Origin of the sequence: Comamonas sp. NyZ500 (genome assembly GCF_016772095.1) — a bacterium.
Taxonomy (GTDB): Bacteria; Pseudomonadota; Gammaproteobacteria; order Burkholderiales; family Burkholderiaceae_C; genus Comamonas; species Comamonas thiooxydans.
Genome location: NZ_JAEIJE010000009.1, coordinates 174,627 through 201,306, shown reverse-complemented (window position 1 = coordinate 201,306; position 26,680 = coordinate 174,627). Strand labels below are relative to the sequence as shown.

The 26,680-nt window shown below is 56.4% G+C and carries 25 protein-coding genes and 2 pseudogenes; 21 read left to right on the top strand and 6 right to left on the bottom strand.

Going from position 1 to position 26,680, the window contains the following annotated elements; genetic code table 11:
- Positions 1–606: 606 nt before the first annotated feature.
- Entirely contained in the window at positions 607–1,104 is a 498-nt protein-coding gene (locus JAO85_RS15505) for a nuclear transport factor 2 family protein (RefSeq protein WP_202788460.1), read from the top strand.
- A gap of 103 nt (positions 1,105–1,207) precedes the next feature.
- On the opposite strand, the gene JAO85_RS15500 is transcribed toward JAO85_RS15505, so the two are convergent.
- Positions 1,208–1,843, bottom strand: coding sequence for a TetR/AcrR family transcriptional regulator (locus tag JAO85_RS15500; RefSeq protein ID WP_034408419.1), 636 nt, complete (start codon positions 1,841–1,843; stop codon positions 1,208–1,210).
- Between the two features lie 145 nt (positions 1,844–1,988).
- Between JAO85_RS15500 and JAO85_RS15495 the strand changes: the two genes are divergently transcribed.
- The 8 genes from JAO85_RS15495 to JAO85_RS15460 all read left to right on the top strand — a co-directional run bounded on the left by JAO85_RS15495 (position 1,989) and on the right by JAO85_RS15460 (position 9,246).
- Entirely contained in the window at positions 1,989–3,338 is a 1,350-nt protein-coding gene (locus tag JAO85_RS15495) for an NAD(P)/FAD-dependent oxidoreductase (RefSeq protein WP_202788459.1), read from the top strand.
- Positions 3,335–4,087 (top strand): DUF1365 domain-containing protein, encoded by a 753-nt coding sequence (locus JAO85_RS15490; protein ID WP_087082772.1) that lies wholly within the window; start codon positions 3,335–3,337, stop codon positions 4,085–4,087. Before JAO85_RS15495 ends, JAO85_RS15490 begins: the two co-directional genes overlap by 4 nt.
- Positions 4,084–5,355 carry a cyclopropane-fatty-acyl-phospholipid synthase family protein gene (locus JAO85_RS15485; protein WP_202788458.1) on the top strand — a complete coding sequence of 424 codons (1,272 nt, stop codon included), beginning with the start codon at positions 4,084–4,086 and terminating at the stop codon, positions 5,353–5,355. Before JAO85_RS15490 ends, JAO85_RS15485 begins: the two co-directional genes overlap by 4 nt.
- Positions 5,348–5,917, top strand: coding sequence for a chalcone isomerase family protein (locus JAO85_RS15480; protein ID WP_172415207.1), 570 nt, complete (start codon positions 5,348–5,350; stop codon positions 5,915–5,917). The genes JAO85_RS15485 and JAO85_RS15480 overlap by 8 nt, the downstream gene beginning before the upstream one ends.
- 13 nt (positions 5,918–5,930) lie before the next feature.
- Positions 5,931–7,223, top strand: a complete 1,293-nt coding sequence (locus JAO85_RS15475; protein WP_202788457.1) for an MFS transporter — start codon at positions 5,931–5,933, stop codon at positions 7,221–7,223.
- Complete coding sequence (locus JAO85_RS15470) at positions 7,220–7,780, top strand: DUF3833 domain-containing protein (RefSeq protein WP_202788456.1); 561 nt, start codon at positions 7,220–7,222, stop codon at positions 7,778–7,780. Before JAO85_RS15475 ends, JAO85_RS15470 begins: the two co-directional genes overlap by 4 nt.
- A 5-nt stretch (positions 7,781–7,785) precedes the next feature.
- The gene (locus JAO85_RS15465; protein WP_087082766.1) at positions 7,786–8,574 is read left to right on the top strand and encodes an SDR family oxidoreductase; all 789 of its coding nucleotides are present in this window, start codon (positions 7,786–7,788) and stop codon (positions 8,572–8,574) included.
- A 228-nt stretch (positions 8,575–8,802) separates the two neighbouring features.
- Entirely contained in the window at positions 8,803–9,246 is a 444-nt protein-coding gene (locus JAO85_RS15460; RefSeq protein ID WP_202788468.1) for a lipocalin family protein, read from the top strand.
- A 498-nt stretch (positions 9,247–9,744) separates the two neighbouring features.
- On the opposite strand, the gene JAO85_RS15455 is transcribed toward JAO85_RS15460, so the two are convergent.
- Entirely contained in the window at positions 9,745–11,418 is a 1,674-nt protein-coding gene (locus JAO85_RS15455) for a sensor domain-containing diguanylate cyclase (protein WP_237734861.1), read from the bottom strand.
- A gap of 259 nt (positions 11,419–11,677) precedes the next feature.
- Between JAO85_RS15455 and JAO85_RS15450 the strand changes: the two genes are divergently transcribed.
- Together JAO85_RS15450 and JAO85_RS15445 are read left to right on the top strand one after the other, a co-directional pair.
- Positions 11,678–11,914 (top strand): hypothetical protein, encoded by a 237-nt coding sequence (locus JAO85_RS15450; protein WP_202788454.1) that lies wholly within the window; start codon positions 11,678–11,680, stop codon positions 11,912–11,914.
- 162 nt (positions 11,915–12,076) lie between these two features.
- Positions 12,077–12,571 (top strand): GNAT family N-acetyltransferase, encoded by a 495-nt coding sequence (locus tag JAO85_RS15445; RefSeq protein WP_202788453.1) that lies wholly within the window; start codon positions 12,077–12,079, stop codon positions 12,569–12,571.
- A 102-nt stretch (positions 12,572–12,673) separates the two neighbouring features.
- Here the strand turns inward: JAO85_RS15445 and JAO85_RS15440 are convergent, their stop codons facing one another.
- On the bottom strand, positions 12,674–13,135 hold the full coding sequence (locus tag JAO85_RS15440; RefSeq protein ID WP_202788452.1) for an N-acetyltransferase: 462 nt from the start codon (positions 13,133–13,135) through the stop codon (positions 12,674–12,676).
- Between the two features lie 131 nt (positions 13,136–13,266).
- On the opposite strand from JAO85_RS15440, the gene JAO85_RS15435 reads away from it, so the two are divergent.
- The 6 genes and pseudogenes from JAO85_RS15435 (at position 13,267) to JAO85_RS15410 (ending at position 17,800) form a co-directional block, all read left to right on the top strand.
- The gene (locus JAO85_RS15435) at positions 13,267–13,521 is read left to right on the top strand and encodes a hypothetical protein (RefSeq protein ID WP_202788451.1); all 255 of its coding nucleotides are present in this window, start codon (positions 13,267–13,269) and stop codon (positions 13,519–13,521) included.
- 150 nt (positions 13,522–13,671) lie between these two features.
- The gene (locus JAO85_RS15430; protein WP_054075222.1) at positions 13,672–14,247 is read left to right on the top strand and encodes a DUF3455 domain-containing protein; all 576 of its coding nucleotides are present in this window, start codon (positions 13,672–13,674) and stop codon (positions 14,245–14,247) included.
- A 66-nt stretch (positions 14,248–14,313) separates the two neighbouring features.
- Entirely contained in the window at positions 14,314–14,892 is a 579-nt protein-coding gene (locus JAO85_RS15425) for a sigma-70 family RNA polymerase sigma factor (RefSeq protein ID WP_202788450.1), read from the top strand.
- Positions 14,889–15,617 (top strand): anti-sigma factor domain-containing protein, encoded by a 729-nt coding sequence (locus tag JAO85_RS15420; RefSeq protein ID WP_202788449.1) that lies wholly within the window; start codon positions 14,889–14,891, stop codon positions 15,615–15,617. Before JAO85_RS15425 ends, JAO85_RS15420 begins: the two co-directional genes overlap by 4 nt.
- 208 nt (positions 15,618–15,825) lie before the next feature.
- Positions 15,826–16,389 (top strand): annotated as a pseudogene (locus JAO85_RS15415) (fasciclin domain-containing protein).
- Positions 16,390–17,332: 943 nt separating this feature from the next.
- The gene (locus tag JAO85_RS15410; RefSeq protein WP_034359567.1) at positions 17,333–17,800 is read left to right on the top strand and encodes a hypothetical protein; all 468 of its coding nucleotides are present in this window, start codon (positions 17,333–17,335) and stop codon (positions 17,798–17,800) included.
- Between the two features lie 1,277 nt (positions 17,801–19,077).
- Here the strand turns inward: JAO85_RS15410 and JAO85_RS15405 are convergent.
- Positions 19,078–20,174: pseudogene (locus JAO85_RS15405) on the bottom strand (IS3 family transposase).
- Between the two features lie 36 nt (positions 20,175–20,210).
- On the opposite strand from JAO85_RS15405, the gene JAO85_RS15400 reads away from it, so the two are divergent.
- A complete protein-coding gene (locus JAO85_RS15400; protein WP_237734860.1) occupies positions 20,211–20,501 on the top strand; it encodes a hypothetical protein in 291 nt (96 codons plus the stop codon).
- 76 nt (positions 20,502–20,577) lie between these two features.
- On the opposite strand, the gene JAO85_RS15395 is transcribed toward JAO85_RS15400, so the two are convergent.
- Positions 20,578–21,552, bottom strand: a complete 975-nt coding sequence (locus tag JAO85_RS15395; RefSeq protein ID WP_202788448.1) for a tripartite tricarboxylate transporter substrate binding protein — start codon at positions 21,550–21,552, stop codon at positions 20,578–20,580.
- Positions 21,553–21,649: 97 nt separating this feature from the next.
- On the opposite strand from JAO85_RS15395, the gene JAO85_RS15390 reads away from it, so the two are divergent.
- The gene (locus JAO85_RS15390; protein ID WP_202788447.1) at positions 21,650–22,549 is read left to right on the top strand and encodes a LysR family transcriptional regulator; all 900 of its coding nucleotides are present in this window, start codon (positions 21,650–21,652) and stop codon (positions 22,547–22,549) included.
- A 502-nt stretch (positions 22,550–23,051) separates the two neighbouring features.
- Here the strand turns inward: JAO85_RS15390 and JAO85_RS15385 are convergent.
- Positions 23,052–23,474: a rhodanese-like domain-containing protein gene (locus JAO85_RS15385; protein ID WP_202788446.1), complete on the bottom strand. Its 423-nt coding sequence runs from the start codon at positions 23,472–23,474 to the stop codon at positions 23,052–23,054.
- Positions 23,475–23,546: 72 nt separating this feature from the next.
- Here JAO85_RS15385 and ftrA point away from each other — a divergent pair, with 72 nt between their 5' ends.
- Complete coding sequence (ftrA, locus tag JAO85_RS15380) at positions 23,547–24,548, top strand: transcriptional regulator FtrA (RefSeq protein WP_237734859.1); 1,002 nt, start codon at positions 23,547–23,549, stop codon at positions 24,546–24,548.
- Between the two features lie 1,130 nt (positions 24,549–25,678).
- Complete coding sequence (gene rpoH, locus JAO85_RS15375) at positions 25,679–26,623, top strand: RNA polymerase sigma factor RpoH (protein WP_003071304.1); 945 nt, start codon at positions 25,679–25,681, stop codon at positions 26,621–26,623.
- Positions 26,624–26,680: the final 57 nt, after the last annotated feature.

Genomic DNA, 26,680 nt, shown 5'->3' with positions numbered 1-26,680 from the left:
TGAGCCTTGCGGCTCAAGTCAAAGAGTGGGTCAGTTTGAGATGGAAATGGCGGGTCAGTTTTGCGTGGAAATTAACACACAGGGGCGTGAATGGCTCAGTTCAGCCTAGCTGTAGTTCGTAGATGCACTGCGGTTGTCTGCTTCTGGCCGAACTCAGTCGGTCACGACCAGTAGACCGGTCAGCCACAACCGCACAGGCGGTCAATTCAACAGGAATACGCATGAGTCGACCACAGACTCTAGATTGAGTGTTCGAACGACTAACGCTAACGCTACCGCGATCCCTCCTTAGAGCTCACGAAATTCGATGTTCGTGCAGCGACTTCTAACACTCACAACTACTAACTCAACAATGTGGACCTCTATGTCCACAGGCCGGTAAGATGGAAGAATCCTCCTCTTCATCTAGCTGGCTTCGCCCCAGGCGGCAAATCCGCCTAGGGAAAACTCAGTCCTAAATGAGTCCCGGTAGAGCACAAGTAAAGTCTCCTAGCCATGCCAGAGCAACTACTATTATTTGGGAGTTGCAAGTTAAGCCTGCTTCCTAAAGCCTGTGTTCTATGCTCGCCTTGTCCTAATAACGCGCTTACCATCAGGTAGTAGTCAATGAATGTGGACAAATTTTCGTGCAACCACGACAGTCGGGTTGCTGTTCAGAGGCTTGTCGAGTTCTACGAAGGGCTGACAGGAGAACATCTACAACGGCTTGACGCGTACTATGCGGCGGATGCCTACTTCAAAGATCCCTTCAACGAAGTTCGTGGGGTGGCAGCGATCGCCAGCATTTTTGAACACATGTTTTCCTCGTTGCAGGAGCCACACTTTGTAGTTACCCAGACTCTGGTGCAAGGCCATCACGCATTTCTGGAATGGGAGTTCCGTTTTCGGCTGGGTCACTGGCGATCCGAGGTTGAGCAGTGCATTCGCGGCGCTTCTTCTGTTTGCTTCGATTGCGAAGGCCGCGTAACACACCACCGTGATTACTGGGACACCGCAGAAGAGTTGTACGAGAAATTGCCGTTGCTTGGGGTCTTGATGCGCTGGTTGCGCCGTAGGGTTTCGGCGCCTGCAAAGTCAGTACACACGAATGGCTCTGCATCCTAGCAATTGGCGTTAGAGGCGATCTTTGCCACGATGGCAAGAGATGGCTTTCCCACCATCAATATCGTCCGAATCTTCCGAACCCTAAAGCAAAGAGAGAGCAGCGCTATCTCACGGCCAAACCATCGAAAGTCGTGCTTGTTACCCAGTCGATGATCTGGTCATGCGTGTATTGGCCTGACTCCTTGAGCAATGCCACGACCGGATCGCAGGCGCGCGCGAACAGAGTGTAGAGTACTAGTTCAGCGGGTAGTCGCAATTGCAAATGACCACCTGTCTGGGCTTCGGTAATCCACGTACTGAGCCTATTGCTCAACGCAATGAGTCGATCCATGTACTCGTCGTTCGATTGCAATGAGGCGCTGAGACTCGAATTTTGCGCCGGAAGTGAGGGCATTTGTCCTTCCAGTTGCGTTTGCATAGCCCACCGCACGACTGCTTTGAGCTGATCCAGCGCAGGAGTGCTCTGACCGGATTCGGCTACCTGCTCGGCCTCTCGGCGCAAGCCATCCACAAAACTCAAAGCACGATCCAGCACGCCGACCATCGCTGCGCCGGCTAGCTCTTCTTTGGAAGTAAACAACTTGTACAGACTGGCCTTGGCGACTCCTGCTTCAGCAGCGACCTCATCCACCGTCATCGCGTCGTAGCCCTTAGTCGCCAAAAGGCGGTTCACCGCCGCCACGACAGCCTCTTCCCGTACACGTTGAATTTGTTCTTTGATTGTTGACCGAGCGTTCATAGCCAACATTTTAGGACGCACAAGATCATCTTGCACACCAGGTAGTGCAAATTTGAAATTTAAGGTTTATAGTTTGAACTAAGCAGTTCAAGATTTGATCTTTTCGGTTTTCTTGAGTGTTCACCCAATACTTCAAGGAGCTTTCATGCCTCGTATAGCTGTTATCGGTTCGGGTATATCCGGTCTGGCCGCCGCATTTCGTCTAGCTACCTCCCAAGCATCGCACGGCGTTTGCTTAATCGAAGCGACCAGCCATTTCGGCGGACATGCCAACACGTTAGAGCTCTGCCTAGATGATGTAAGCCATGGCGTAGATACAGGATTCCTAGTATTCAATCATCGTACCTACCCCATGCTCACGCAGCTGTTTAGTGAACTCAATGTGGAAACGGCACCTTCCGAGATGTCTTTTTCAGTTCAAGTTCCCAGCGTCGATGGCAGGTGCGGACTCGAGTGGAGCGGCAGCTCCTTAGGAGGAGTTTTCGCTCAACGCAGAAATCTGCTGCGTCCCCGCTTTATCGGCATGCTGCTCGAGATCTTGCGCTTCAACCGCCTGACCACAGATATCGCAGAACGCCAGATCGAGGCACAGCTCAATGCTTCAATAGAGGACTTTCTGGACCAGCATGGCTTCGGTAAAGCGTTTCGCAGCGACTATCTGCTGCCCATGATTGGATGCATCTGGTCCTGCCCTACGGATCAGATGCTGCGCTTTCCCGTCGCCACCTTGATTCGCTTTTGCCACAACCATGGACTGATCCAGGTCACACATCGGCCTCAGTGGTACACCGTGCGCGGCGGTTCTCAGCAATACGTGCGTCGAATGATTGCCCGAATTAAGCAGGATGGCCGCCATGAAACCAGATTGAACACCCCAGTGCTGAGTTTGAAGCGCGATACGCATGGGGTCATGCTGCAGATGCCCCATGGGTCGGAGCATTTTGATGCGGTTGTTTTGGCCTGCCACAGTGACCAGGCGTTGCGTTTGCTGGGTCAAGATGCGACACCGTTGGAGCGTGCAGTGCTAGGTGGAATTCGATACCAGCCCAATGAAGCAGTTCTGCATACCGATACAGCCGTGCTGCCGCAACGCCAGGCAGCCTGGGCGGCCTGGAACTACGAACGTGCACCATCCCTCAGCGCAGAGAATGCCGGTGTCTGTCTGCACTATCTGATCAACCGTTTACAGCCCCTGCCTTGGCAGCAACCCGTACTGGTTTCACTGAATCCAACTCGACCAGTCGCAGAGAACAAAGTTCATGCGCGTATTCAGTACAGCCACCCTGTTTTCGATCAGGCTGCGATCTTTGCACAACAGCGTGTTGGTGAGTTACAAGGTAGGCGCAATACTTGGTTTTGTGGCGCTTGGTGTGGCTATGGGTTTCATGAAGATGGCTTACGCTCAGGTCTCGAAGCTGCCGATGGAGTGCTCCACTCTCTGAGCCACACACAGCAACCAGTGCTCCCAGGGGCCATCTTGGAGGAAGCTCTATGAGCGTTCCTCCTCTGATTGGCTTTGGCCATATCTGGCATCGCCGGCTTCGGCCAGTCGAGCATGCATTCCGTTACCCCGGATATTTTCTGCTGCTTCCCATGCGAAGCCTGCGTGAGCATCCGGTTGCAGTGCTGCGGCGCAATCGGCGCGGCTGGCTCAGCTTTCATGACAGCGATCATGGCGACGGCAGCTGCGACTCTTTGGCCTGGTTCGAAAAGCTGTTGCAGCAAGAAGGTATCCGGGATGCAGATGGAGAAATCTGGCTGCATACCTTTCCCCGCGTGCTGGGCTATGCCTTCAAGCCGGTGAGTTTCTGGTACGCACACCGAGCAGATGGCTCGCTGGCAGCAATCCTGGCCGAGGTCAACAACACCTTTGGTGAGCGTCATGCCTATCTTCTCGCAGGACCTCAGCTCGCCTGGGATTGCGAACATGTGGCGCACAAGTGCTTTCATGTCTCACCATTTTGCGAGACCCAGGGAGAGTATCGCTTCCGCTTCAAACGCAGTGAAAGCACCAATCTGGCGCTCGTGGATCTCTACGACGAGACAGGGCCGCTGCTGCGCACGGGCGTCGAAGGGACACTGCATCCCTTGAACACCTCCACAGTGCGCCAGGCTTTCTTCGGCACGCCGCTGATGACACTCGGAGTCATCTTCCGCATCCACTGGCAGGCACTCCGCCTTTGGGCGAAGCGGCTTCCTTTCCATCGCAAACCACCTGCGCCCAAGCGCTTTGTAACACGATGAACACGACCACTGTCCCCCTACTGAGCAAGTCCGCCGGTTCAACGCGCTCCCTGCCACGCAGCGCCAGTCGCGTCATGAAACTGTTGGAGCATTTGCCGCACGGCCAACTGGATTTGCAATTGCCTGATGGACGAGTGCGCCATTTCCCGAAGCAGATCGCAGCGGAAGCAGACGCACGCTGTGCAGTTCAGCACTGGGAAGCTTTGGACCGAATCCTGAGCTCGGGCGATATTGGACTAGCCGAGGGCTATATAGATGGCCAATGGGACAGCCATGACCTCAGTGCGCTATTGCGACTTTGCATCAGCAATCGCGACCATCTGGAGCAGTTGGTGTACGGCCACTGGTGGGGCCGCCTGGGATTCAGGCTGCGCCATCTGCTTCGCCGCAACACGCGGGCGGGGAGCGCAAAAAACATTCATGCCCACTATGACTTGGGTAACGACTTTTATAGGCTGTGGCTGGATCCGACCATGAGCTACAGCTCTGCCTGGTTCGAAGGGCTCAGCGGTACAGCCTTACAAGCCGCCGACCTAGAACAGGCACAACTATCCAAAGTAAGACGTGCGTTGAGCGAAACAGGACTCCAGCCTGGTCAGCGCCTGTTGGAAATCGGCTGTGGCTGGGGGGCGCTGGCAGAGACGGCGGCCACCGAGTTTGGCGCACAGGTGACCGGCGTCACCTTGTCGCGCGAGCAGCTGCAGTGGGGCATGCAGCGCATCACACAAGCAAGCTTGCAGGCTCAAGTCGACCTGCGTTACCAAGATTACCGGGATCTGATGGCTGAATATGCGGCGCAGCCCTTTGATGCGATTGTGTCCATCGAGATGTTCGAGGCCGTCGGGCATGAATACTGGCGTACCTATTTCCAGGTGCTACGCGACTGCCTCAAGCCCGGCGGCTACGCTTGCCTGCAATCCATCACCCTGCGCGAAGACCTGTTTGCGCGCTATCTGCACTCCACCGACTTCATCCAGCAGTTCATTTTCCCGGGCGGTCTGTTGCCCAGCGTTACGGCCTTCGAGCAAGAGGCCCAACGCGCCGGCCTGACGGTGGAAAAGAAGATGCGCTTTGGCAAGGACTATGCCGAAACGCTCAGACGCTGGCGTCACGCCTTTGAGCAGCGCCTTGATGAGGTGCGAAGCCTGGGCTTCGATGAGCGCTTTGTGCGCATTTGGAGGTTTTACCTGGCCTATTGCGAAGCGGCCTTTGATACGGGCAACACCGATGTGGTCCAGTTCACTTTGCGCAGGCCTGACCATGCATGACATTCGACGGCGCCAAGCCCTGGTCTGGAGCGCCAGCCTTCTTGCTCCCACTATGACTCTAATGACCCACAACCTCTTGGCAGCTACGCCTGCCGCCCCTGCGGAGCTGCGCTCCACCCTGCCCTCGGCGCGCCTGATTGGAAGCGGCGTGCTGCGCTTTTTTGGTCTGCGGGTCTACGAGGCCCGTCTCTGGGCGCAGGCGGACTTCGAGCCGGCGGACTATGCACGCCAGCCGTTCGCGTTGGAGCTGGTCTATGACCGCAAGCTGGAGGGTGAGGCCATCGCCGAGCGATCGGTGGCCGAGATGCGGCGCGTGGGCAGCTTCTCCGAAGCACAGGCACGCCAATGGCTGATGATGATGAAGAAGGCCTTTCCTGATGTCGCTGCGCAGGATCGACTGCTGGGCGTGACTGACGGAGCCGGGGATGTGAGCTTTTTCCACAATGGACGCGAAACCGCACGCCTGCAGGATGCAGAGTACGCGCGCCTGTTTTTTGGTATCTGGCTGTCTGATCAGACTTCGGCGCCTGGCCTACGCGCTGCACTGCTGGGCAAGCGCTGAGGAGACAAAGACCATGCCCTCCCCCAGCTCAGCTCCATCCAAGCCGCTGCCCTGGCGTGTGGGGCTCGCTTATGGAGGTCTCGGCGTGCCGCTGGCATTCGTGTCGCTGCCGCTGTATGTCAACCTGCCTCATCACTATGCAGCGGTCGCCGGGGTGCCCTTGGCTGGCCTGGGGGCGGTACTGCTTGCCACCCGCGCTCTGGACGCGGTGCTCGACCCAGCCCTGGGACGCATGGCCGATCGCCTGCTGCAAAGCGGGCTGCGTGCCGCATGGCTGGCCGCGGTGCTCGGCAGCGTGCTCATGGCATTGGGCTTCGCTGCGCTGTGGCATCCTCCAAACGCCAGCCAAGCCAGTCTGCTGGGCTGGCTGGCTGCCAGCCTGCTGCTCTGCACTCTGGCCTATAGCGCCGTGAGCATCTTGCACCAGGCCTGGGGCGCGCGCTGGGGAGGTGAGCCTGATTGGCGCGCGCGCGTGACCGCTTGGCGCGAAGGTTCAACTCTCGCTGGCGTACTCCTAGCCAGCGTGCTGCCCACCTGGCTGGGTTTTGATGCAACCAGCATGGTGCTCATGATGGCGCTTGTCCTGGGCTTGCTAGGGCTGCATAGCCTGCGACGGTCCAGTGCGATACCGGCGTCCACCGTACAACTGCACACCAAGCCTGCTATGCCCTCACCATGGGCGGACGCAAGTTTTCGCAGACTGCTATCTGTATTCATGCTCAACGGCGTGGCAGCAGCAATACCCGCCACACTGCTGCCGTTCTTCGTGATGGATCGCTTGCATGCGCCGGATCTGCAGCCACTACTTCTATTGTGCTATTTCGGTGCCGCCGCTGCGGGATTGCCACTGTGGGTGAAGGCTGTCTCGCGCTGGGGGCTGGCGCCCAGTTGGCGCGCCGGCATGCTGGCGAGCGTGATCGCATTTTCCATCACCCCCTGGCTCGGGGCCGGCGACAGCTGGATCTTCACCATCATCTGTCTGACAAGCGGATTGGCCCTCGGGGCAGATCTGGCGCTGCCTGGGGCTTTACTGACCGGCGTCATCCACGAGTCTGGCCAAGGAGGCTCTGCAGAGGGACGCTATCTAGGTTGGTGGGCCTGTGCTGCCAAGCTCAATCTGGCATTGGCAGCTGGACTGTGCCTGCCGCTTCTTGCCGCAATGGGATACCGCAGCGGCACGACCGACCCTGCCGGCTTGCAGGCACTGGCATGGGCATATGGAGGCCTTCCCTGCCTGTTCAAACTGATGGCCTGGGCTTGCCTGTGGCGTGGCGAGCGCCTGCACCAATCTTGGAGACTGAAATGAAATCCATGACAAGTACTTTCTCATTCCTGCCTTGGCGCCGCGCCGCAATAGGACTGACGTTCATGGGAATGCTGGCCGGCTGCGCGGGTCCGTCTGTGCAGGAATATGCCCAGGAGCGCCCAGAACTGGATCTGCGTCAGTACTTCAACGGACCATTGACCGCTCACGGCTTGTTCACGGACAGATCCGGAAAAGTGGTCAAGCGCTTCACCGTGCGCATGACAGGCAAATGGAACGGCGACGAAGGTGTGCTCGACGAGCACTTTGTCTACAGCGACGGCAGCACGCAGCAACGCATCTGGCACCTGAAGTATCTGGGTGATGGCCGCTATATCGGAAACGCAGACGACGTGGTGGGGCAGGCTCAGGGCCAGACGGCTGGCAACGCCTTCCGTTGGAACTATGTGCTGGCCCTGCCAGTGAACGGCAAGGTCTGGAACGTGAGTATGGATGACTGGATGTATCTGATGGATGCGCGGACCATGCTCAACCGTGCTGTCATGAGCAAATTCGGTGTTCACCTGGGCGATGTGACTCTGTCCTTCATCAAGGAGTAAGTGCGATGTCGCTGCTGCACGCAAGGCTCAATCCGCCGCTGTCCCACTGGCAAGGGAAATGTGCCTGGATAGTCGGCGCTTCTTCAGGCATAGGGCGAGCCACCTCAGAGGCTCTACATGCGCAAGGCGCTCGGGTCATCGTATCGGCCAGAGATGCAGTTGCCCTGCATTCCTTGACCCTTGGCCGCAGCGGCTTTCTGGTCCTGCCGCTGGATGTCACCCAGCCCGAGACCATGGCTGAGGCCACTGCGACGGTGAAAGCTTATGCAGGGGCGCCGGATCTGGTGCTGTATTGCGCAGGCCGGTACAGACCGCAACGCGCGACAGCTTTCGATCTGCTGGAGATGCAGCAGCATCTGGCGGTCAACTATGTCGGCGCTCTGCAACTGCTGGACGCTGTCATGCCGATGCTGCTGGAGGCCGGGCGTGGTCACCTGGCTCTGGTCGGCAGTGTGGCCGGCTACCGGGGCCTGCCCATGTCCCTGGCCTATGGACCCACCAAAGCCGCGCTCAACAACCTGGCAGAGAACCTCTATCTGGATCTGCACCCTCGGGGCCTTGGAGTCTCCATCATCAATCCCGGTTTTGTGGATACCCCTTTGACCGCACAAAACAGCTTCAAGATGCCGGCTCTCATCAGCCCTGAAGAAGCCGCTCAGCATATCTTGCGCGGCTGGAGGCTGGGGCATTTCGAAATGAACTTTCCCCGTCGCTTCACGCGCTGGGTGAAGCTCATGCGCTGCCTGCCCGATAGCTGGTATTTCTCGGCGGTACGTCGTGTCACCGGAATGTGATCTCACCCGCAGCCGTTTGCACTTCAAGTGCGCATAAGTCGATGCACTGTTGCCATTCAGCCTGAATCTCGTACACCAGAGCCTGCCGTGGTCTCTGTTTACTTCACACTATCGAGGCGCTTTATGCATATTTCAAGAAGCTCTTTCATGCGCGCTACAGCGCTAGCGGCCGTCTTTGTCGGGACCCAGCTGGCTTTATCGGGCTGCGCCGTATCTGTACCTCGTGGGGTGGATCCGGTGAGCCATTTCGATATCAATCGTTATCTTGGAACTTGGTATGAGCTGGCCCGCATTGATCACCACTTTGAGAAAAATCTGATCCAAGTGGCAGCACGTTATCAGCTCAACGCGGATGGCAGCATTTCCGTGCTGAATCGAGGATTTGACGCGCGCAAGCAGGAATGGCGCAAAGCCGAGGGGAAAGCCCACTTTTTAGGACCGTCCAATGTAGCGGCACTGAAAGTCTCGTTTTTTGGCCCGTTTTACGGCGGCTATAACGTTGTCAGCCTAGACGAAGAATACCAGACCTCTCTGGTCATTGGCGGTAGCCTGGATTACTTTTGGCTGCTGTCGCGCCAGAAGTCCATCCCAGAGGAGCAACTTCATTCGCTGCTGCTAAAGGCTCAAAGTTTCGGCGTAGATCTCAGTCGTGTAATCCGGGTGCCCCAATAGCGCCCATTGCCGCCAAGTACAAGCATTTTCAAACGACTTTGAAGTTCGCACCGCAGCCTTTTGCATCGCAGTGAACCGACTCATTCGTGCCAGTCACAGATAGTCAACCTCAGACAGACACTCCATTGACATGATGACTTCTCACCCTACAGCGGACAGCGCCGCCCACCGCATTGCCATCATTGGCGCCGGTACGGCAGGGCTAAGCTGTGCACAGTTCTTGGCCCATGCCGTGTTAATTTCCACGCAAAACTGACCCGCCGGGGGCTAGTGGGTCACTTCTGGGTGGAAATCAACAGAGAGAGGAAATACATGCTATCAGGTCACTTAGAGGTCTAGTGCTGCAAGTAATTCATGCAGCAGTGAGTTCAATTATGGAAGCGCGAGATGAAATGAGCACTCGGCACCAAAAGTCTGTGCTCCATGACAGACGAATCGCCGATCCAAACGGTCATCAGAGATGGCTTTTTACGGCTTTGTGACCAGAACTTGATCTGCTCAGAGAGCCAACTGCACCCGGTTGCGGCCTTTGGCCTTAGCTGCGTAGAGGGCGGCGTCGGCACGGCTGAAGAGTTCGGGCAGCGAGGACTGGAGACCAGCCGGCTGCACCGCAAGACCAAAGCTAGCGCTCAGGTTCAGCATGCTGCCATCGGGCCGATGCAGCGGCTGCTGCAGGGCTTGGCGCAAGCGCTCGGCCAGGGCCAGTGCCGCTTTGTCATCGCAATCGGGCAGCAGCGCGATGAACTCCTCGCCGCCATAGCGGGCCAGCAGATCGCCTCTGCGCAGTTGGGCCTGCGCGAGTTGCGCCGCATGCTGTAGCAACTGGTCGCCGGTCTCGTGACCATGCTGATCGTTGATGCGCTTGAAATGGTCCAAATCGAACAGTATCAGCGCCAGCGGCCAACGATGACGTTCGGCCTGGGCCAGCTGGGCCGGCGCCTGATCGTCGAAGGCGCGGCGGTTCATCAGCCCGGTCAGATGGTCGCGGTGGCTGAGCTGGCGAAGCTCGGTAATCAGGGTCTCGCGCTCGGCCTCCAGCTCCTGGGTTCGTTGCAGGCTGGCCTGCAACGCATGCATCGCGGCCTGCAACTCGCCGATCTCGTCGCTGCGCTGGACCGCGGGTAGCTGCCGGTTCAGCCGGCCACGCATCAGTTCCATCATATGCTGGGTGATGAGCAGCAGCGGCGACAGCACACGGCGGCGCAGCGTGATGAAAACGCCAACCTCCAGCACCAGGATGCAGCAGCCAATCAGCGCGTTGACGCGCAGCCGCCGCCAGGCTTCCGCCACCTTCTCCAGCGTCTGTTCGCGGCCTACCTCGTGCAGAGTGTCGCGCAGATCGACGATGCTGCGCATCCCCGGGACATGGCGGGAGACAAACTGTGCCGAGTCCATGCCATAGGGCAGGCCGGCAAGGCCTCGAGCGGTAATCTCGGCGATAAAGGGCAAACTCTGACCGAAATAGCGTTCCTGCTGGGCCCGCAGCGCGGCGTCAATGCGCGGATCGGAGAGGCTGGTGCGCGCCTTTACATCCAGCAGAGCCTTGAGCTGCTCGATACGGCCGAGCATTCGAGGAATGCCGTCGCGCTCTTGCGGGCCGAGCGGCGAGCCGCTGGCCAGCGGCGCGGTGAATTGCGAGCCCAAGCGGCCAGCATGCTCGCGCAGCTCAGCGGCGTAGCGCGCGCCGACCAGCGGCAGCGACAGGCTGGGATGGATGCGCTCGGCACTGGCCGACAGCAGGGTAACCGCCTCTAGCACTGTGTCGACGACCTCGAACATCTGGTCGATGACCTGACGGGTGCGGCGTTTATCGACGGCCGCGCGCTCAGCCTGGGGCAGGGCCGCCACCCGCTCAAGCTCTTGCCGGGCTGCCTGCATCTGCGTGCGCGCCCGCTCCAACACCGGCAGGGCAGTCAGCAGCTCGGCTTCCTCACGTCGGCGCAGCCGCGTCAGCGCCACATCGAAGGCCGCATCGGTCTCCAACTGGAACTGCGTCAGGCGCTTGCGCAAAGCGTCCGAGGGCGGGTCGTTGAGTACCGGGATAGCAGGACCTCGCTCGGCCGAGGCGTGTTCGGCGACCTTCATGGCAGCATAGGCCAGCTCCATCGCATCCAGTCCGAATTCAGCACGGCGCACGTCCTGCCAGTCGGCCCACATCGTGCGCACCAGCATCAATGAGACCAGACTGAGTAGCAGCACAGTGGTGCAAAGGAAAAGACGGCTCAGGCGCATAGCGCCCAATATTGTCGGCGCAGCCGCTACGCTACTGTTGCGCTTATTCCTCCACCAGCCCGGAAACTCCCGGCCGATGCGAAAGTAGCGCTCAATCTTGATCTCTGACGGGGTGTTGTTGCGGTTGCACATACGTACAGACTAGCAAGTCGGATTTCTCTAAAGCTGTATAAATACACAGCGCAAAAAGGAAGTTCACATGCACATCGAACATCACTACAACTGGCGCTATCAAGACAATCTCGGTAAGTGGCGCACCACCAGGCACCTCTGCTCCGAGAAGATGATTAAAAAGGAACATCCAGAAGCCACCCCGGTTGAGGGAACTCTCACAGTCATCGAAGTGGCTGACACGCTGGACGAATACTGGGAACGCACACACAAAAACACAATATCAGGTGTAATGCGCAAGCCGTATTGTGATGATGATCGATGAGGACGGATCCCCCTGTTGTGCACTCCAGGCAGATATGGCTTTCCCAACGAGCGCGGCCCTGCAAACCACCAAGAGCTGCCTGTCAGTTGAAGACGCAACAGCCAGCCAGCACCGCTTTAATATGCTATTGCGAGTCGATAGACAAACATATTTAGCTTCAGCATGACCTTGGAATTCAAGCGCCTTACAGAAATCGACCTGATAGACATCATTTCGCTCAACAACAATCCCGATGTGCTACGGCAAATGCCGCTTGGAAGTGCAAATTTCGATCTTTCGAAGGCAAAAGAATGGGTCCAGCAAAAAGACGCACAGTGGCAACAATATGGCTACGGTCCGTGGGCATTTCTAATTAATCAGACATTTGCTGGTTGGGGTGGCTTGCAGTACGAGAAAGGTGATGCCGACCTGGCATTAGTGCTTCATCCAGATTTTTGGGGTAGAGGGAAAGCGATTTATCACGAGATCGTTAAATGGGCATTCAACTCTCTGAAGCTGGGCTCCATCACAATTTTGCTTCCCCCCTCAAGGACAAGAATCAAAGCAATTTTCAGGCTAGGCTTCCAGCCTGACGGCGAAGTAAACATTGAAGGTGCTCGCTTTCAGCGCTTTCGCCTTTATGCACCCAATAAACTCGTAAGAGAGCAGAGCGTCTGAAGTCGGCCTCCTATCCGGCAATCATATGACCGACAAGCTTTTGCCAGTAACAGTCAACGGAAAAGGAGTGTTCACAACCCTTAGCAGCCATTCAAAATTAGCTCAACACTTTCCGCTCAGTCTATCAAGACAAGGAGCAATCCACGACATCTCGATATGAGTACGTGTTTCGTCGACATCACGAAATCCAAGGCGCTGATATAGCCTATGAGCAGGCATATTGCTTTTGAACACACCTAAGTGCAGCGGCACCTGCCGAGCCGCTGCACTTAACTGCAAATCTTTCATAAGTCTGGTGCCAATAGCTGCACTCTGAAATGCAGGCGCGATAGCAATATTCTGCAAGTAGATTTGGCACTCGCGGTCAAGGACTTGGATGTACCCAGCGATTTGATCATCGACTTCAATCACGGAGGTAGTGGCAGTTGTGCATTCCGATGTGAAGTTTTCGCGTTGCCAAGCTTCATCCCAGCCCCATAGCTTCTCAATATGTGAGTGAAATACCGATCGATGTATTGCAAACAGATGTGCAAGATCCTCGGTGTTTGCTGGTCGTAGGTTCATAGCCATCCATGAATTATTTCTTCGATGGTAGCGACTTGTCGATTCGAACTGAAATGCTCTGCTGAGAATCTGTATCTCTCCATACCCAGTCATACGCCGGAGAGCCGCGCATGCTCTGAGGCAATCGCGCAATGACCGATGAATCTCCCATCCACACAATCCACAAGCGCGTGTGTCAAACCTTCCTGAGGCACTGGAAGGCCCACAACAACGCCTACCCCAAGCTGATCAAGATGACGCCCGAAGAGCTTCGGCAGTTCAACATCGTCAACGCCTTCGCCAAGCCCAATGAAATGTGGGGAGTCCCAATAGAAATCGACCCCAACACCACGGGCGTGATGATTGCGGTCGATGGGACGGAAATGCCTTTGGTTGAAGGCTACTAAAGCGGCCACGAGTTATAGCGTCACGGAACATTTCCAAAAAGATTTGTATCGGGTGCATCCAAACATCGATCTCGTGGGTAGTACCTGCAGCAACACAAGCAATGTGCTGCTTCAGTGAATCCTTCCAACCGATCTAATTGGAGAATCTCAATGTCGACCACTCGCTTCGCATACCGCCTCGCCGCCTTTGCTGCCGTCACTTCCGCTGCAGCCCTGCTCGCTGCATGCGGCTCGATGAAGTCATCAGCCAGCAACTTCTCTCAGGCTTCACTGCCTGCTCCCATCCAGGTTCCCGCCGGTCACAAGGTAGCCTGGGAAACTGTTGGCAGTGGCGACATCACCTATGAGTGCCGGGACAAGGCCAACGCACCTGGCCAAACCGAATGGGTCTTCGTCGGTCCCGATGCGGTGTTGAAAGATCGCTCCGGCAAGACTGTGGGCCGCTACTACGGACCTCCCGCAACCTGGGAAGCCAATGACGGATCCAAGCTCACAGCTACGCAACTCGCAGTAGCACCCTCCAGCCCTGGCAGCTTGCCCTATCAGTTGGTAAAGGCCAATCCCGCCATGGGGGCCGGCGCGCTGGTAGACGTGAGCTACATTCAGCGCGTCGCACTCCAAGGGGGTGTTGCTCCTGCAGACAAACCCTGCACCACCGCCACCAAAGGCCAGAAGACCATGGTCAAGTACCAGGCCGATTACATCTTCTGGAAACCCACGATGTAAGGCTTTGCAACGGCATGACTAGAATGGTCGGAGGATTTATCTCTATTTCCTTCTGACCTTCTATTTGTGCCGCCTGCTGCCGCCCTCCAAGATGACGCTTTCGACCATGACGCTGCGCTTCAGGCCTGTGCGCGAGGTGATCGCGAAGCCCTGCGCAGCATCTATGAGCGCGAAACACGCTATCTGCTGGGTGTTGCTCTCAGAATAGTTCGTGACCGCGCTACGGCAGAGGATGTGCTTCACGACGCTTTTGTGTCCATCTGGGAGCGTGCATCGAGCTTCGACGCCAGCCGTGGTGCTGGCCGAGGCTGGATTTACAGCATCGTAAGACATGCTGCACTGAATCGAGTGCGTGGTAGCGCGCGAGAGACCATGTTGGAGGAACCGGCTACAGCGCACCTGGATGCACAAGCGGCTTTTGCGGCCTGGCAGGAAAGTGGTGATGAGCTTGCACGACAGGCCTCACTTGGCCGTCTGGGGCATTGCCTTGATGGCTTGGAGCCAGCGCGCCGCGCCTGCCTGTTGCACGCCTATGTGGACGGCTGCAGCCATAGCGAAATTGCCGAGCGGGTCAAAGCCCCCCTGGGCACAGTCAAGGCCTGGATTCAGCGCGGACTGCGCGCACTGCGGGAATGCATGCAATGAGCAGCGAAACCCAACAACCACAATCTCCAGACGACCTGCATACACAGGCCGGAGAGTATGTATTGGGCACGCTCGATGCAGGCCAGCGTCGCTCTATTGAAGCGCGCCTTCCCTGCGAGCCAGCCCTGCGCGCAGCTGTGGACGAATGGGAGCAGCGCCTGTTGCCGCTGACCACGCTAGCCGAGCCTGTGGAGCCAGGAGCCAGCCTCTGGCAGCGGATCGCCGCAAGCATCGCGCCAGCGAGTCGCCCCCGAGTCGTGCCAGCTCGAGTACGCTGGTGGCAGTGGGACAGCCTCGCTCTATGGCGCAGCCTGACGGGCGCGGGTTTCGCCGCCACAGCAGTGCTGGCCGCTGTTCTTGTGGTACGTGAAGCGTCTCCCCCAACAGCGCCGCGCTATTTCGTGGTGTTGGCCGCGCCTCAGAGTCAATCTCCAGGCTGGTTGGTACAGGCACAGGTCGAAGGAAGACTGCAACTGGTCCCGTTGGGCACCGATAAGGTTCCTGCAGAAAAATCCCTGCAGTTCTGGACCAAGGCTGATGGCTGGAGCGCTCCAGTATCGCTTGGCCTCGTAAAGCCAGGCGAGGCCATAGAGGTTCCAGTGGACAAGCTCCCCCCCCTACAGCCCAATCAATTGTTTGAGCTGACCCTGGAACCCTATGGCGGCTCCCCGATTGGACGACCCACTGGCCCCATTCAGTTCATTGGCCGAGCCGTCCAGATCTAGGATCTTCTGCCGATCAAGGCTTGATGAGCCACTTGCCGGCATCTCCATAAGCAAACATTGCGGCTGCCATAGGCAACTTTGCCTTTCACCCGCGCACCTGACAAATCGCCAGCAGAAAATAAATAGCGAAATTCAATGAATCCAGATAGGGAGTGGTTGCGTATTCCTTTCAGCCGGCATTTTTCGGCTTGTACATCAAGGAGCATCCATGTTCTCGATTCAATCTGCACGCAAGTTGGCCTCATTCAGCATGGCTATCTCGATGTCTGCTGTATCCATCGCGGCAATGGCTGATGTGATGGTGGGTGGAGCCCCCATGCTGCCCTCCAAGGACATCATAGACAACGCAGTCAATTCCAAGGATCACACTACGCTGGTCGCGGCGGTGAAAGCTGCTGGCCTCGTCGATACGCTCAAGGGCCCGGTCCATTTACCGTCTTTGCGCCCACCAATGCCGCATTTGATGCTCTTCCCGCTGGTACCGTAGATACGCTGCTGAAGCCTGAAAACAAAGCCATGCTGACCACGGTCCTCACATACCACGTCGTCCCTGGTAAATGGGATGCCGCAGCACTCAGCAAGATGATCAAGGACGGCAAAGGCAAGGCCATGATCAAAACAGTCAGTGGCGGCACCCTGACGGCCAGAGCCAGCGGTAAGAAAATCATGCTCACGGATGAAAAAGGCGGCACTGCCACAGTGACCATTCCTAGGTGTGTATCAATCCAATGGCGTAATTCACGTGATCGACAAGGTTTTGCTCCCCAAATAAGCAAGCCTGCAGTTAGAGGCTCTAAACAATCCTCAGCTGAAATATGGGACACCCTTGAAATCGACCGCAACACCACGCGAGTGATGATTGCGGTCGATGGGACGGGAATGCTTCTGGTTGATGTACTCGTAAAGTCCCCATACTGTAGGGTCTCCTCAGAAACTGGCGATGCGCCCCACTGAATGGAGGGACTACTCCTGAGTGACATCTTGACGGCTCACATTCAGTTGACGGCGCTTACGGGCGCTGTTTTTCAGCAGTGTTCTGACGAAACAGGGACCACCGATAACTTCGTGCATGTGGGCGTTGCTGACACCCTTAGCTAACATTACGTCTAGTACGTGCTGCTTGGGTGTAGATACGGGCTACAAGCGGCACCACTGTCGTTGATGCAGTTGCACGCCATCAACTTTGCTTGGCCAAAGCTCAGCAGATTGGTGTCTGTGGGGCTCATGCAGACATTAGAAGAGCCAGTTAAAGAAATGCAGCCGCATCGGATTACCTGAAGTCTGGAGATGAAGAGCCGAAGGACGCCAAGCTCGACATCGCGGATATCAAGACTGTGGCTGAAGCCTATACGTTCACCTAGACGGCCGAACTGTTGCCAGTAGCCTTCGAAGACTATCTTAACTGCTTCACCTTCAATGTTTCAGTCTGATACATATCAGCCGATAACCTCATAAGAGCTGAACAGACTCAAGGAGATTTCATTGAAGCGATGCATCATCAAAGTAGCAGGAGCCTGCTACACCGCCTTATTCCCAAGCACATGCGCCGCACTTGAAGATGCCCTGAAGCGCTTCCCAAGCGCCACCGCAATCTCCGTGAAAGCCGCTTGAATTCGGCTTGATCTAGCTATTCATCTAACAGCCAACGCGAACTAGCAATCGTGTCTGTGACCGTTGCGAAGTCCCGGCTTAGCCAAATCAATACTGGAATAGCTATGCGTCCATCAACGCTGTCTATCAGCATATCGATCGCCATTTCAAGCTTCGTCCTTGTCTCCTGTACGAATGAGGAGAGCCACAAACTTGAGGCCAGGCGAGCTGCCAGGCGGCTGCTTGCCTTCCCTGAGCATGCCGAGTTCAAAGATGTGAAGTTGGGAAAGAACGGCGATGCTGTCTGCGGATTTGTGGGCTTTCGTCAAGGTGAGTTAGCGTCCTATCCAGGCAAGAAACCATTTGTCTATGAAGTCAACACGCACACTGCAAGCCTAGTGGAAATGCTTCAGGATAAGGACTTCAAGAACTTTATGGAGGACAGGCTCGAAAACGAAGACGAAGTTGCCAAAGCGAAAAACTTGATCAAGACCTGCCGCGGGCAAGCTCTATGGGAAACGAACTGCTCTCCCACGCTTGATATCAAGAAGCACGCTCTCTGCAGCTACGTTGAGCCTCCCACATTGCTTTAGCAATTCCAGCAAACCAGTCTTGACACCTGCTTGCAGGGTTACCGGCCTTCTGCACGAAGTAGCATGCAGCGCTCCCCGAGAAGACCATCTGGCGTGTTCGCTCACGCAGGCACGGCAGTTCAGGAATGGGCTTGGGCTAGCCATCTATCAAGAGCACGGCGCGGCTTTCGCGTCGTGGCAGCAGTGGTAACACTAGATGGCCCAGCAACTTTCCTAAACATGACGAATGAATGCTTCGCGTGTAATTTGCGGAAGTGGCGCTGAGTGCTTCAAGCAAAAATCAATGAAAGCACTCTATGCATGCAAATGCACGAAGAGCAAGCTTACGCGGCAGAGAACTTCAAGCCAAGCTGAGGTAAAGATGCTGGTACGCCCCATTACCTATCACCTTGAAATTTCACAGAACTCAATTAAGAGCGAACCGGTCGTCCACCTTGAGTCATCAACACCATTTCAACCCTTCGCCGTCGGAGACAAGATGAGTTGGAATGGATTTAGAAATGCTAGATGGCTCCCTGAGCCCCAGACAGGACAGTTCCTACGTGTAAAGGATGTACTTCATTTTATTTGGGACATACGTGGCTCGAACATCGGCCACAAAGTTCGTCTGTGCGTCGAAATATGCAACGTCGAAGACTTGCCAACACACCACTGAACCAAACGTCTTCGATTTCTTCAGCATGCAGCCTTCTAGGCGGATTTTTCCTGTCTGATGCGCTTGTGCGATGAGCTGCTAGCATGCGGCAGGGCTCTACCGGAGCCACCACAGCGCGGAAATGTACGCGCCAACGCACTTCGAAATGTATTGAGCAGCAAAAGCATGCCCCTCGTGAAATTATTCCAGTAGCATTCGCGTTGGGCCCAGCTATTAGGACGTAGGTGGAGCCTCTTATGCCACCCACGAGGTGGCTTTTTTTGTCCTGAATTTAGGGCCATCCGGCGTGACCGCTTGAGCAGGTACGGCAACTCAGGAATTCGCCTGGGCTTGCGACAATTGGGAGTGCGGTGTGGCTTCAGCGTCTTTAGCCAAAGTGGTCACGCCAGATAAGGCAGCGCCTGTTTATGAGCCCACGCACATCTTGATTCCATCACTCTCTTTGGGCAAAATTTACGTCACGTACCTGTTTTGCCGGGCCTGGGGTCACAGACTCCTTTCACTTCCTCAACTTGCCCAGGCATGACCAAATAGGTCACCGGCTTTTTATTCGCGCCCGCAGCAACTGCTTGCGGGCTTTTTCTTTTGTCACAGGAGAAGCATCCTCGCTTTCCTGCACTACCTAAAAGTAGAGGTTGGGGAAACGTTTGACACGATACGCGACCGGCAGAATCCGGCCCAGCGATTCATGTGGACGATGGTGGTTGTAGCGATGCAGCCAATCCTCGGTCATTGAGCGCACTTCCTGCAGCGATTCAAAGACATAGCAGTCGAGCACCTCCGTGCGATAGGTTCTGTTGAAACGTTCTACGTAAGCGTTCTGCGTCGGCTTGCCTGGCTGAATGTGGTTCAACGCTATGCCTTTATCCTGCGCCCATTGCTTCAAGGCCTGGGCGATGAACTCGGGCCCGTTGTCCAGGCGAATGCACTGCGGCACCCCACGGACCTCAGTGAGCTCCTCCAAGGCTCGTACCACCCGAGCTGCAGGCAAGCTGGCATCAATTTCGATACGCAGGCACTCTCGGTTGAAGTCGTCAATGACGTTGAAGGTTCTGAACTGTCTTCCTGACCACAGGGCATCGGACATGAAGTCACAACTCCAGCCCTGGTTCGGTGTTGAGGCTGCCTCCAAGGGATGCTTGATGCGCTGCGGCAAACGTTTCTTGCCCCGCCTGGGCAGGTTCAGTTTGAGCTGGCAATACACACGCCAAAGCACAGTCTTACCCCAGGGCTGTTCTTGAAAGCGGGCGCTAGCGTAAAGCAGCCCAAACCCGTGGCGAGGATTCAATGCCACGTATCTTTGGATGAAGTCGATTACCCCGGAGTCGTCACAGACCACTCGTGCATATCGCAGCGTTGAGCGAGCCAGGCCCGCAGCTTGGCAAGCTCTGCGCTGACTTAGGTGGTGCTCGCTCATAAGCGCATGCACGATGGATTGCCGACGCTCCGGGGTCAGAGCTTTCGCTCGACAACATCCTTCAGGGCATGGTGCACGAGCGCCAAATCGGTATACATGCGCTTGAGCTTGGCGTTCTCTTCCTGCAACTGCCGCGTCTGGGCCAGATGCTACACGGACATCCCTGAATACTGGCTCTTCCACTTGTAGTACGTGGCATCGCTGATGCCATGTTTGCGGCAGGTGTCACCGACTTTGGCGCCTAGCTCAACCTCCTTGAGGATGCCGACGATTTGCGCTTCACTGAATCTGGACTTCTTCATGTTGAGACCTCCGTGAGGGGGATTCACGACTTTTGAGTGGCGCGAAGATTCGAGGAGGCATTTGAGGAGACTTCAGTAACAGCTGTCCTGTTAAAGGCCTTTGCGAAACTGGGCGGCTCCGATCCAGCCAGCGTGCAGGTGACGGCCCACCGCTGGCGCTATGGCGACACGGCCAACCGGCTGAACATGGGCTCCTGGTGGGACGCGGCTGCCAGTTTGGGGATGTGCGGTGACTGGCTGCATAACGGCACCGTGGAAGGCGCCTGGCTCAGCAGTATAAGCTTGGCCTGCCATGTCCATATGGCACTGCTCGCCCATGCCGGATAAACCTACAGGGAGCACACCATGCACACATCCTTTACTTCTGTCGATCTTCGGCGATTCGTGTGGATATACCTTTCAGTCAATCCGCCGTTATTTTTCGATCACGGATGATGCGGCTCCATTTCTCATTTTCTGTCGAAATGAATTTGGCCAAATCTTCTCGTGATGTTGGAGCTGCGGTTTGACCGTGTTTAAGCAGGTTTGCTCGCACGTCAGGAGCGTTCAACACCTTCACGAGTTCGACATTCCATCTGTCCAGTAGCGGCTTGGGTGTTTTACCTGGCGCAACGAACGCATACCAGTTAGTGGCGTTAAAGCCTGGATAGGTCTCTGCGACGGTGGGCACATTGGGCAGGTAGGCTGGCCGTGTCAGTCCGGTGGTTGCCAACGGAATGAGCTTGCCCGACTCGATATGCGGCAGCGCTGTGGGTGGTGCTGCATAGAAGGAGCTGACGCGTCCGCCCAGGACATCCTGTAACGCGGGGGCTCCGCCCTTATAGGGAATGTGAACCGTGTCGATCTTTGCAATGTCGTTAAGCAGTTCGCCGGCCAAGTGGGCCGCTGATCCAGGGCCCGTAGAAGCAAAGTCCAGTTTGCCCGGTTCACGCTTGGCAGCAGCCACAAACTCGCCTAGGGTTTTGATGCCTTTGCTTGCAGGCACCACCAGAACGTTGGGAAAGGTCACGCCCATAGTGATTGGTGCGAGATCCTTGAGCGGGTCGTAGCTCACCTTCATGAAGTGCGGCGAGATGCTCAAAGGGCCGATCGAGCCGAACAGCAAGACAGAGCCATCGGTAGGTCCATGGGCAACCTGGGCATGCGCCAGATTGCCGCCGGCACCAGGCTTGTTATCCACGACCACGCTCTGGCCAATGTTTTCACCGAGTTTCTTGGCAATAATGCGTGCCGCGATATCGGCCGAACCGCCTGCGGCAAAGCCGACAACCATGGTGACCGGTCTTTTTGGGGGGAAATCCTGGGCATTGGCATTGGCACTGGCGAGCGGCAGGCAGGCGGCCAATGCGGCAGCCAGTATGAGAGGGCGTCGTTGCATGTTGTCTCCTGATCGAGTCGTTATCAACTCTGTGCAAGCGGCGATGGTAAATATCCAGGACTATTCCGTGAATTGCAATATATGATTAAACTGTTGCATGCAGCGCATTAAATTCGATATTGCCGAACTACAGGCGTTTGTTGCCACGGCAGAGAATTCAAGCTTTCGTGTAGCTGCGGAACGTCTTTGTTTGTCTGCCCCGGCGTTGAGTCGCAGGGTGGAGCGCCTGGAGGAAGCACTTGGAGCCAAGCTGCTTGAGCGGACCACCAGGCATGTCCAGTTGACCGCGATTGGTCAGGAATTTCTGACTGAGGCGCGCGCAGCGCTGGAGAGCCTCGAGACAGCAGCGCAGCGCATCAGCGATCAGTCGCTGACTCGCCGAGGATTGGTGACCGTGGCTTGCATTCCTTCAGTGGCAAACCATCTTTTGCCATATGCATTGCGCACCTTTGCCGATGAGTACCCGGATGTGCACGTTCATGTCATTGACGAGAATGCGAGCCATGTCCTGGATGCCGTGGTTAGGGGGCAAGCCGATTTCGGGCTCAGTTTCACGGGAAGCCAGGAACCAGGAATTCAGTTCGAGACTTTGGCACGCGAGCGATATGTGTTGGCAATGCTGCGAAGTCATGCTTGGGCATGCCGCTCAGAGGTAGCATGGTCAGAGCTTGCCGGAGTGCGCCTCGTATCCGTATCGCACCAGAGCAGCAATCGACTGCTTTTGGACCAAGTCATGGCAGGCCTGCCTGAGCAGCCAATGGCTTGGTACGAATGCAATCACGTAACTGGGGCTCTGGCTCTTGTCGAAGCAGGTTTGGGAATGGCAGCCATCCCGCAGCTTGCTCTGCCTGAGTGCAATCCTAAGGTCTGCGGTGTGCCACTCATTGAGCCTCAGTTGTGGCGGACTTTAGGCCTGATACAGAAGCGAGAGCGTGTGCTTAGTCCTGTCGCTGAATATCTGAAGAACCGCTTGCTCACCCTCCATGTGAACCACTGAGCACGCACTGGACTGTTGCAAGCGACCCATTGCGTTCAGCGGTACAAACCTATGTTCCGATCAAGTGTTCTCGATTTTTCAGCGAATTGAGCGTGACACATCAACTCAGGTGCGCGACATCCATCACGTAAGAGATCAGGGTTTTTGAGAGTGTCAAAAACTCGGAGCTCTAAGGGCTTGTACTGCGATCTTCTTCATCAAAATTCTCTTTCGCCTCTCTAAAGCGATCTGCGTTTCAAATCTAGCGCCGAGAAGCTCGGTAGGTGCCCCGACAACCGCCTCACAGCCCAATTGAAAAGGCGGTTTGGAGAACTCCGCGCAGCCCAATCCACTTGCGGAATTTTGAGTGGAACTGCGAAGGTGAAAGCTATGGTCGACCTCATTGAAAAGAGGTGACTGATTGGGTTTCGAACAGCGACGGCCGCAACCCGTTGAATCCACAGTCACTAGCGGTTGGCCCGCATTCCTCCAGGGCTGTCTTCTGAAGCGGGAAGCCAACGCGTTAGGCGGACGGGTCTTCGAGCATTGTCCTATTCAGTTCAAACCCTTCATCGAGCCAACCAGTAATACCGCCAGCCATTATTTTCACGGGCCGCCCCAGTCTTGCCAGACGCAAGGCACCGCGTGCCGCGCCGTTGCAATGGGGCCCTGCGCAGTAGGTGACGAATAGGGTCTCTTCTGGCCAAGCCGCCAACTTGCTTTCGACGATCTTCCCATGAGGCAAATTGATTGCCCCTGGCACATGGCCCTGGGAGAACAGTGCCGGCGAGCGTACGTCGAGGAGCACGAAATCGGGGCCCTTTAGAAGCCCGTCATGCACATCCCAACAATCGGTCTCGAAACTGAATTCAGCAGCGAAATGAGCGATGGCAATGGGCGGCTTCGCAGCGGGACTTGCGGTTACATGGGTGCTGGAGAAGGTCATAACAAAGAAGACTGTGTTTGTGGCAGTGATGCTTATCGTGCCGAGAGTCCAGTCGAGTCACAATTGGCGCATATGACATCTACCGAAAAGATTACGCCAATCACCGAGGCCACCAGCGGCCCGCTGGTTGTGGCCCCAGTCTACGATGGCCTATGCACCTTCGAGTTCTCCATCGTGGCAGAGGTTTTCGGTCTGGCGCGTCCGGAGATGGGCCCTGGCTGGTACCGCTTTGCCAGTGCGGCAGTCGAGCCTGGCTTACTGCGGGCTCATGGCGGCCTGCATGTCATGGCTGATGGTCAAGCCGATTTGCTAGAGCGTGCGGATCTGATCGTGATGCCCGGATGGAAAGGCCCACATGTACCGGTACCACAGAAGCTTGTGCGACGCTTGCGCCTAGCCTGGGAGCGCGGCGCCCGGTTGGCCTCAATATGCTCTGGAGCCTTCGTGCTGGCCGCAACGGGCCTGTTGGACGGGCGAAGGGCAGCAACGCACTGGCGCTATGCCGAGACGCTGAGCCAGCGGCACCCCGCAATCGAAGTCGATGCCAGCGTGCTCTATGTCGAAGAAGACCGTATTCTGACTTCGGCGGGAAGCGCCGCGGGTATAGATTTGATGCTGCATATCGTGCGAGGAGACTTCGGCGTGAAAGCCGCCAACAGCGTCGCCCGGCGCTTGGTGATGCCTCCCCATCGCAGCGGTGGGCAAGCTCAGTTCATCGAACGCCCCGTGCAGCCGGACCGGCTCAATCGGCTCTCGGACATGCTGGAACAGATGCGTGCGGATCTTCAAGGCGACTGGACAGTTGATCGGATGGCGCAGAGCGTGCTGATGAGTCCCAGGTCTTTCCTGCGCCATTTCATCAGGGCGACAGGTGTACCCCCAGGCCAATGGCTGATCGCTGAGCGGGTGACAGAAGCCCAACGCCTTCTCGAGGGCAGTGCAATGCCGGTCGAGGACATTGCTGCACGGGTTGGATTCGGCAGTGTCCAGGTCCTTAGGCATCACTTTCGCGCCAAACTAGGCCTAGCCCCCAGGGACTATCGAGCTATGTTCAGCGCTGTACGGATCAGCTAACTGCCTTCGGCATAACTTGAGTGAATTTCTGCTTTGGGTCGCAACATCATGTCTGTGTCAAATGACAGCAGACTTCCAGCAACCAATCGGCCTGCAACTAACATCCACTGTCCGCTACTCAACTGAAACCCGTCGTTGAGAATTCGCCAGCATCGATCTTCGGATAGCTGCTATGGAGCGGTGACCGATAGGTCACGATGCAGCCATGAGCAGCAGCAATCGCTGCACAGGAGACATTGCAGGTGGAGGCTCGAACGACAGCAACGGGTCGAGTGCTGGCCGACGCGAACGGGTACCTCAGGTTGGTGGCTCTGCCCATCAAGTCTGCCGTTCGGTGACAGACCGCTCACAGCCTAAAGCCGCCAACTGCAAAAAAGGGCTGGCCGACTGCCTCTAGCCGAAATGTGAGCCTGTCAGGGAGCGAGCGCGGTAGCCAATGTCGCTCATCTTCTCAGTCAATCAATGATCGAGGCTGTCGGCTCACTGATAGCGAGCATTTGCTACAGAAGAGCAATGTTGCCGGTACACGCATTGAACCGTAGCCGACATCTAGTCTGCGGCTACTACAGCTCAACGTGACTGAGATCTAGCTAGTTATGCGCGACAAGCGTCGTTGCAAACGCATGGGCAACTAACTTGTTCAACACCGGTTCTACGACTTGGTAGCCCTCAAAAAACCACCTAATCCTTAACGGCAAAAACTGCAGAATTCGAAAGGCGCAGCATGAGACGCGCATCGTGCGAGGCTGCATGGGTATCAGCTCCTGCCTGCTGGCAGCCTGGCACAGCCGAGTCTGCACAAAGGCCAACTAGGGGAGCACGGAATAACAGATTAACATGTTAATAAATTCCGGATTTTTTGAAGAATTCGCCTAAAAAATAATCAACCCCAGATGAGAGAAACTTGTGAAATTAATAATTTCACCAATCAAATCATATGGTTATGCAGTCGCTCTGGCTTCAAAGCAGTACAAAACTCAGTGAGAAAAGTACAAAACTCAAGAAGAATCGACAAATCGACACGAGCCGCCTGAACCGTCAAAAACCAACAAAAGCTGTGGGAACTTTGTCTTTAGCACTCTCTCTAACGGAGTGCTAATATGAAGATCATGGAAGAAAGGAAACCTGCAATGAAAACTGCCTCCGGCTCCATTGCTACTGCCTTGGCGCCCGCGAACCCCTGGGCGCTGGTACCTCCGCTGGGCAACCTGGATGCCTATATCTCGGCGGTCAATCGTATGCCAATGCTCACCCTTGAGGAAGAGCAGGACTACGCTCGCAAGCTCAAAGAACACAATGATCTGGACGCCGCCGGGCGTCTGGTGATGTCCCACCTGCGTCTGGTCGTCTCCATCTCGCGCCAGTACCTGGGCTATGGTCTGCCTCACGGCGACCTGATTCAGGAAGGCAATGTGGGCCTGATGAAGGCTGTCAAACGATTCGACCCCGATCAGGGCGTGCGTCTGGTCAGCTACGCCATGCACTGGATCAAGGCGGAAATCCACGAGTACATTCTGAAGAACTGGCGCATGGTCAAGGTCGCCACGACCAAGGCCCAACGCAAGCTGTTCTTCAATCTGCGCTCGATGAAGCATGACCTGAAGTCCGATGCTGCCATGGCGGACGAAGAGCTGGCCCTGCGCGAGACGCTGACCTCGAACGAAATTGACGCGGTTGCTGCCAAGCTCAACGTCAAGCGCGAGGAAGTCATCGAGATGGAAACCCGTCTGGCCGGCGGCGATGTGCTGCTGGATCCTTCTCCCAGCGACGACGGAGAGCAGGCCTTCGGCCCCATCGCCTACCTGGCTGATGCCAGCCACGAGCCTACCGCCATGCTTGAATCGCGTCAGCGCGATCATCTGGCGACCGATGGTCTGGTCATGGCCCTGGAGGGACTGGATGACCGCAGCCGCCGCATCGTTGAAGAGCGCTGGCTCAAGGTCAATGACGACGGCTCTGGCGGCATGACGCTGCATGAGCTGGCTGCCGAATACGGTGTGAGCGCCGAGCGCATTCGCCAAATTGAGGTAGCCGCCATGAAAAAGATGAAAAAAGCGCTGGCCGAGTTTGCGTAAACGCCAACTTGCGCTCCAAGCCTTTAAAAGGCTGAAATGCTGAACCTCAAACCCGGA

Coding starts and splice junctions, on each gene's coding strand:
- JAO85_RS15505 (WP_202788460.1), top strand. CDS start 607: ATGAATGTGGACAAATTTTCGTGCAACCACGACAGTCGGGTTGCTGTT.
- JAO85_RS15500 (WP_034408419.1), bottom strand. CDS start 1,843: ATGAACGCTCGGTCAACAATCAAAGAACAAATTCAACGTGTACGGGAA.
- JAO85_RS15495 (WP_202788459.1), top strand. CDS start 1,989: ATGCCTCGTATAGCTGTTATCGGTTCGGGTATATCCGGTCTGGCCGCC.
- JAO85_RS15490 (WP_087082772.1), top strand. CDS start 3,335: ATGAGCGTTCCTCCTCTGATTGGCTTTGGCCATATCTGGCATCGCCGG.
- JAO85_RS15485 (WP_202788458.1), top strand. CDS start 4,084: ATGAACACGACCACTGTCCCCCTACTGAGCAAGTCCGCCGGTTCAACG.
- JAO85_RS15480 (WP_172415207.1), top strand. CDS start 5,348: ATGCATGACATTCGACGGCGCCAAGCCCTGGTCTGGAGCGCCAGCCTT.
- JAO85_RS15475 (WP_202788457.1), top strand. CDS start 5,931: ATGCCCTCCCCCAGCTCAGCTCCATCCAAGCCGCTGCCCTGGCGTGTG.
- JAO85_RS15470 (WP_202788456.1), top strand. CDS start 7,220: ATGAAATCCATGACAAGTACTTTCTCATTCCTGCCTTGGCGCCGCGCC.
- JAO85_RS15465 (WP_087082766.1), top strand. CDS start 7,786: ATGTCGCTGCTGCACGCAAGGCTCAATCCGCCGCTGTCCCACTGGCAA.
- JAO85_RS15455 (WP_237734861.1), bottom strand. CDS start 11,418: ATGCTGGTGCGCACGATGTGGGCCGACTGGCAGGACGTGCGCCGTGCT.
- JAO85_RS15450 (WP_202788454.1), top strand. CDS start 11,678: ATGCACATCGAACATCACTACAACTGGCGCTATCAAGACAATCTCGGT.
- JAO85_RS15445 (WP_202788453.1), top strand. CDS start 12,077: ATGACCTTGGAATTCAAGCGCCTTACAGAAATCGACCTGATAGACATC.
- JAO85_RS15440 (WP_202788452.1), bottom strand. CDS start 13,135: ATGAACCTACGACCAGCAAACACCGAGGATCTTGCACATCTGTTTGCA.
- JAO85_RS15435 (WP_202788451.1), top strand. CDS start 13,267: ATGACCGATGAATCTCCCATCCACACAATCCACAAGCGCGTGTGTCAA.
- JAO85_RS15430 (WP_054075222.1), top strand. CDS start 13,672: ATGTCGACCACTCGCTTCGCATACCGCCTCGCCGCCTTTGCTGCCGTC.
- JAO85_RS15420 (WP_202788449.1), top strand. CDS start 14,889: ATGAGCAGCGAAACCCAACAACCACAATCTCCAGACGACCTGCATACA.
- JAO85_RS15410 (WP_034359567.1), top strand. CDS start 17,333: ATGCGTCCATCAACGCTGTCTATCAGCATATCGATCGCCATTTCAAGC.
- JAO85_RS15395 (WP_202788448.1), bottom strand. CDS start 21,552: ATGCAACGACGCCCTCTCATACTGGCTGCCGCATTGGCCGCCTGCCTG.
- JAO85_RS15390 (WP_202788447.1), top strand. CDS start 21,650: ATGCAGCGCATTAAATTCGATATTGCCGAACTACAGGCGTTTGTTGCC.
- JAO85_RS15385 (WP_202788446.1), bottom strand. CDS start 23,474: ATGACCTTCTCCAGCACCCATGTAACCGCAAGTCCCGCTGCGAAGCCG.
- ftrA (WP_237734859.1), top strand. CDS start 23,547: ATGACATCTACCGAAAAGATTACGCCAATCACCGAGGCCACCAGCGGC.
- rpoH (WP_003071304.1), top strand. CDS start 25,679: ATGAAAACTGCCTCCGGCTCCATTGCTACTGCCTTGGCGCCCGCGAAC.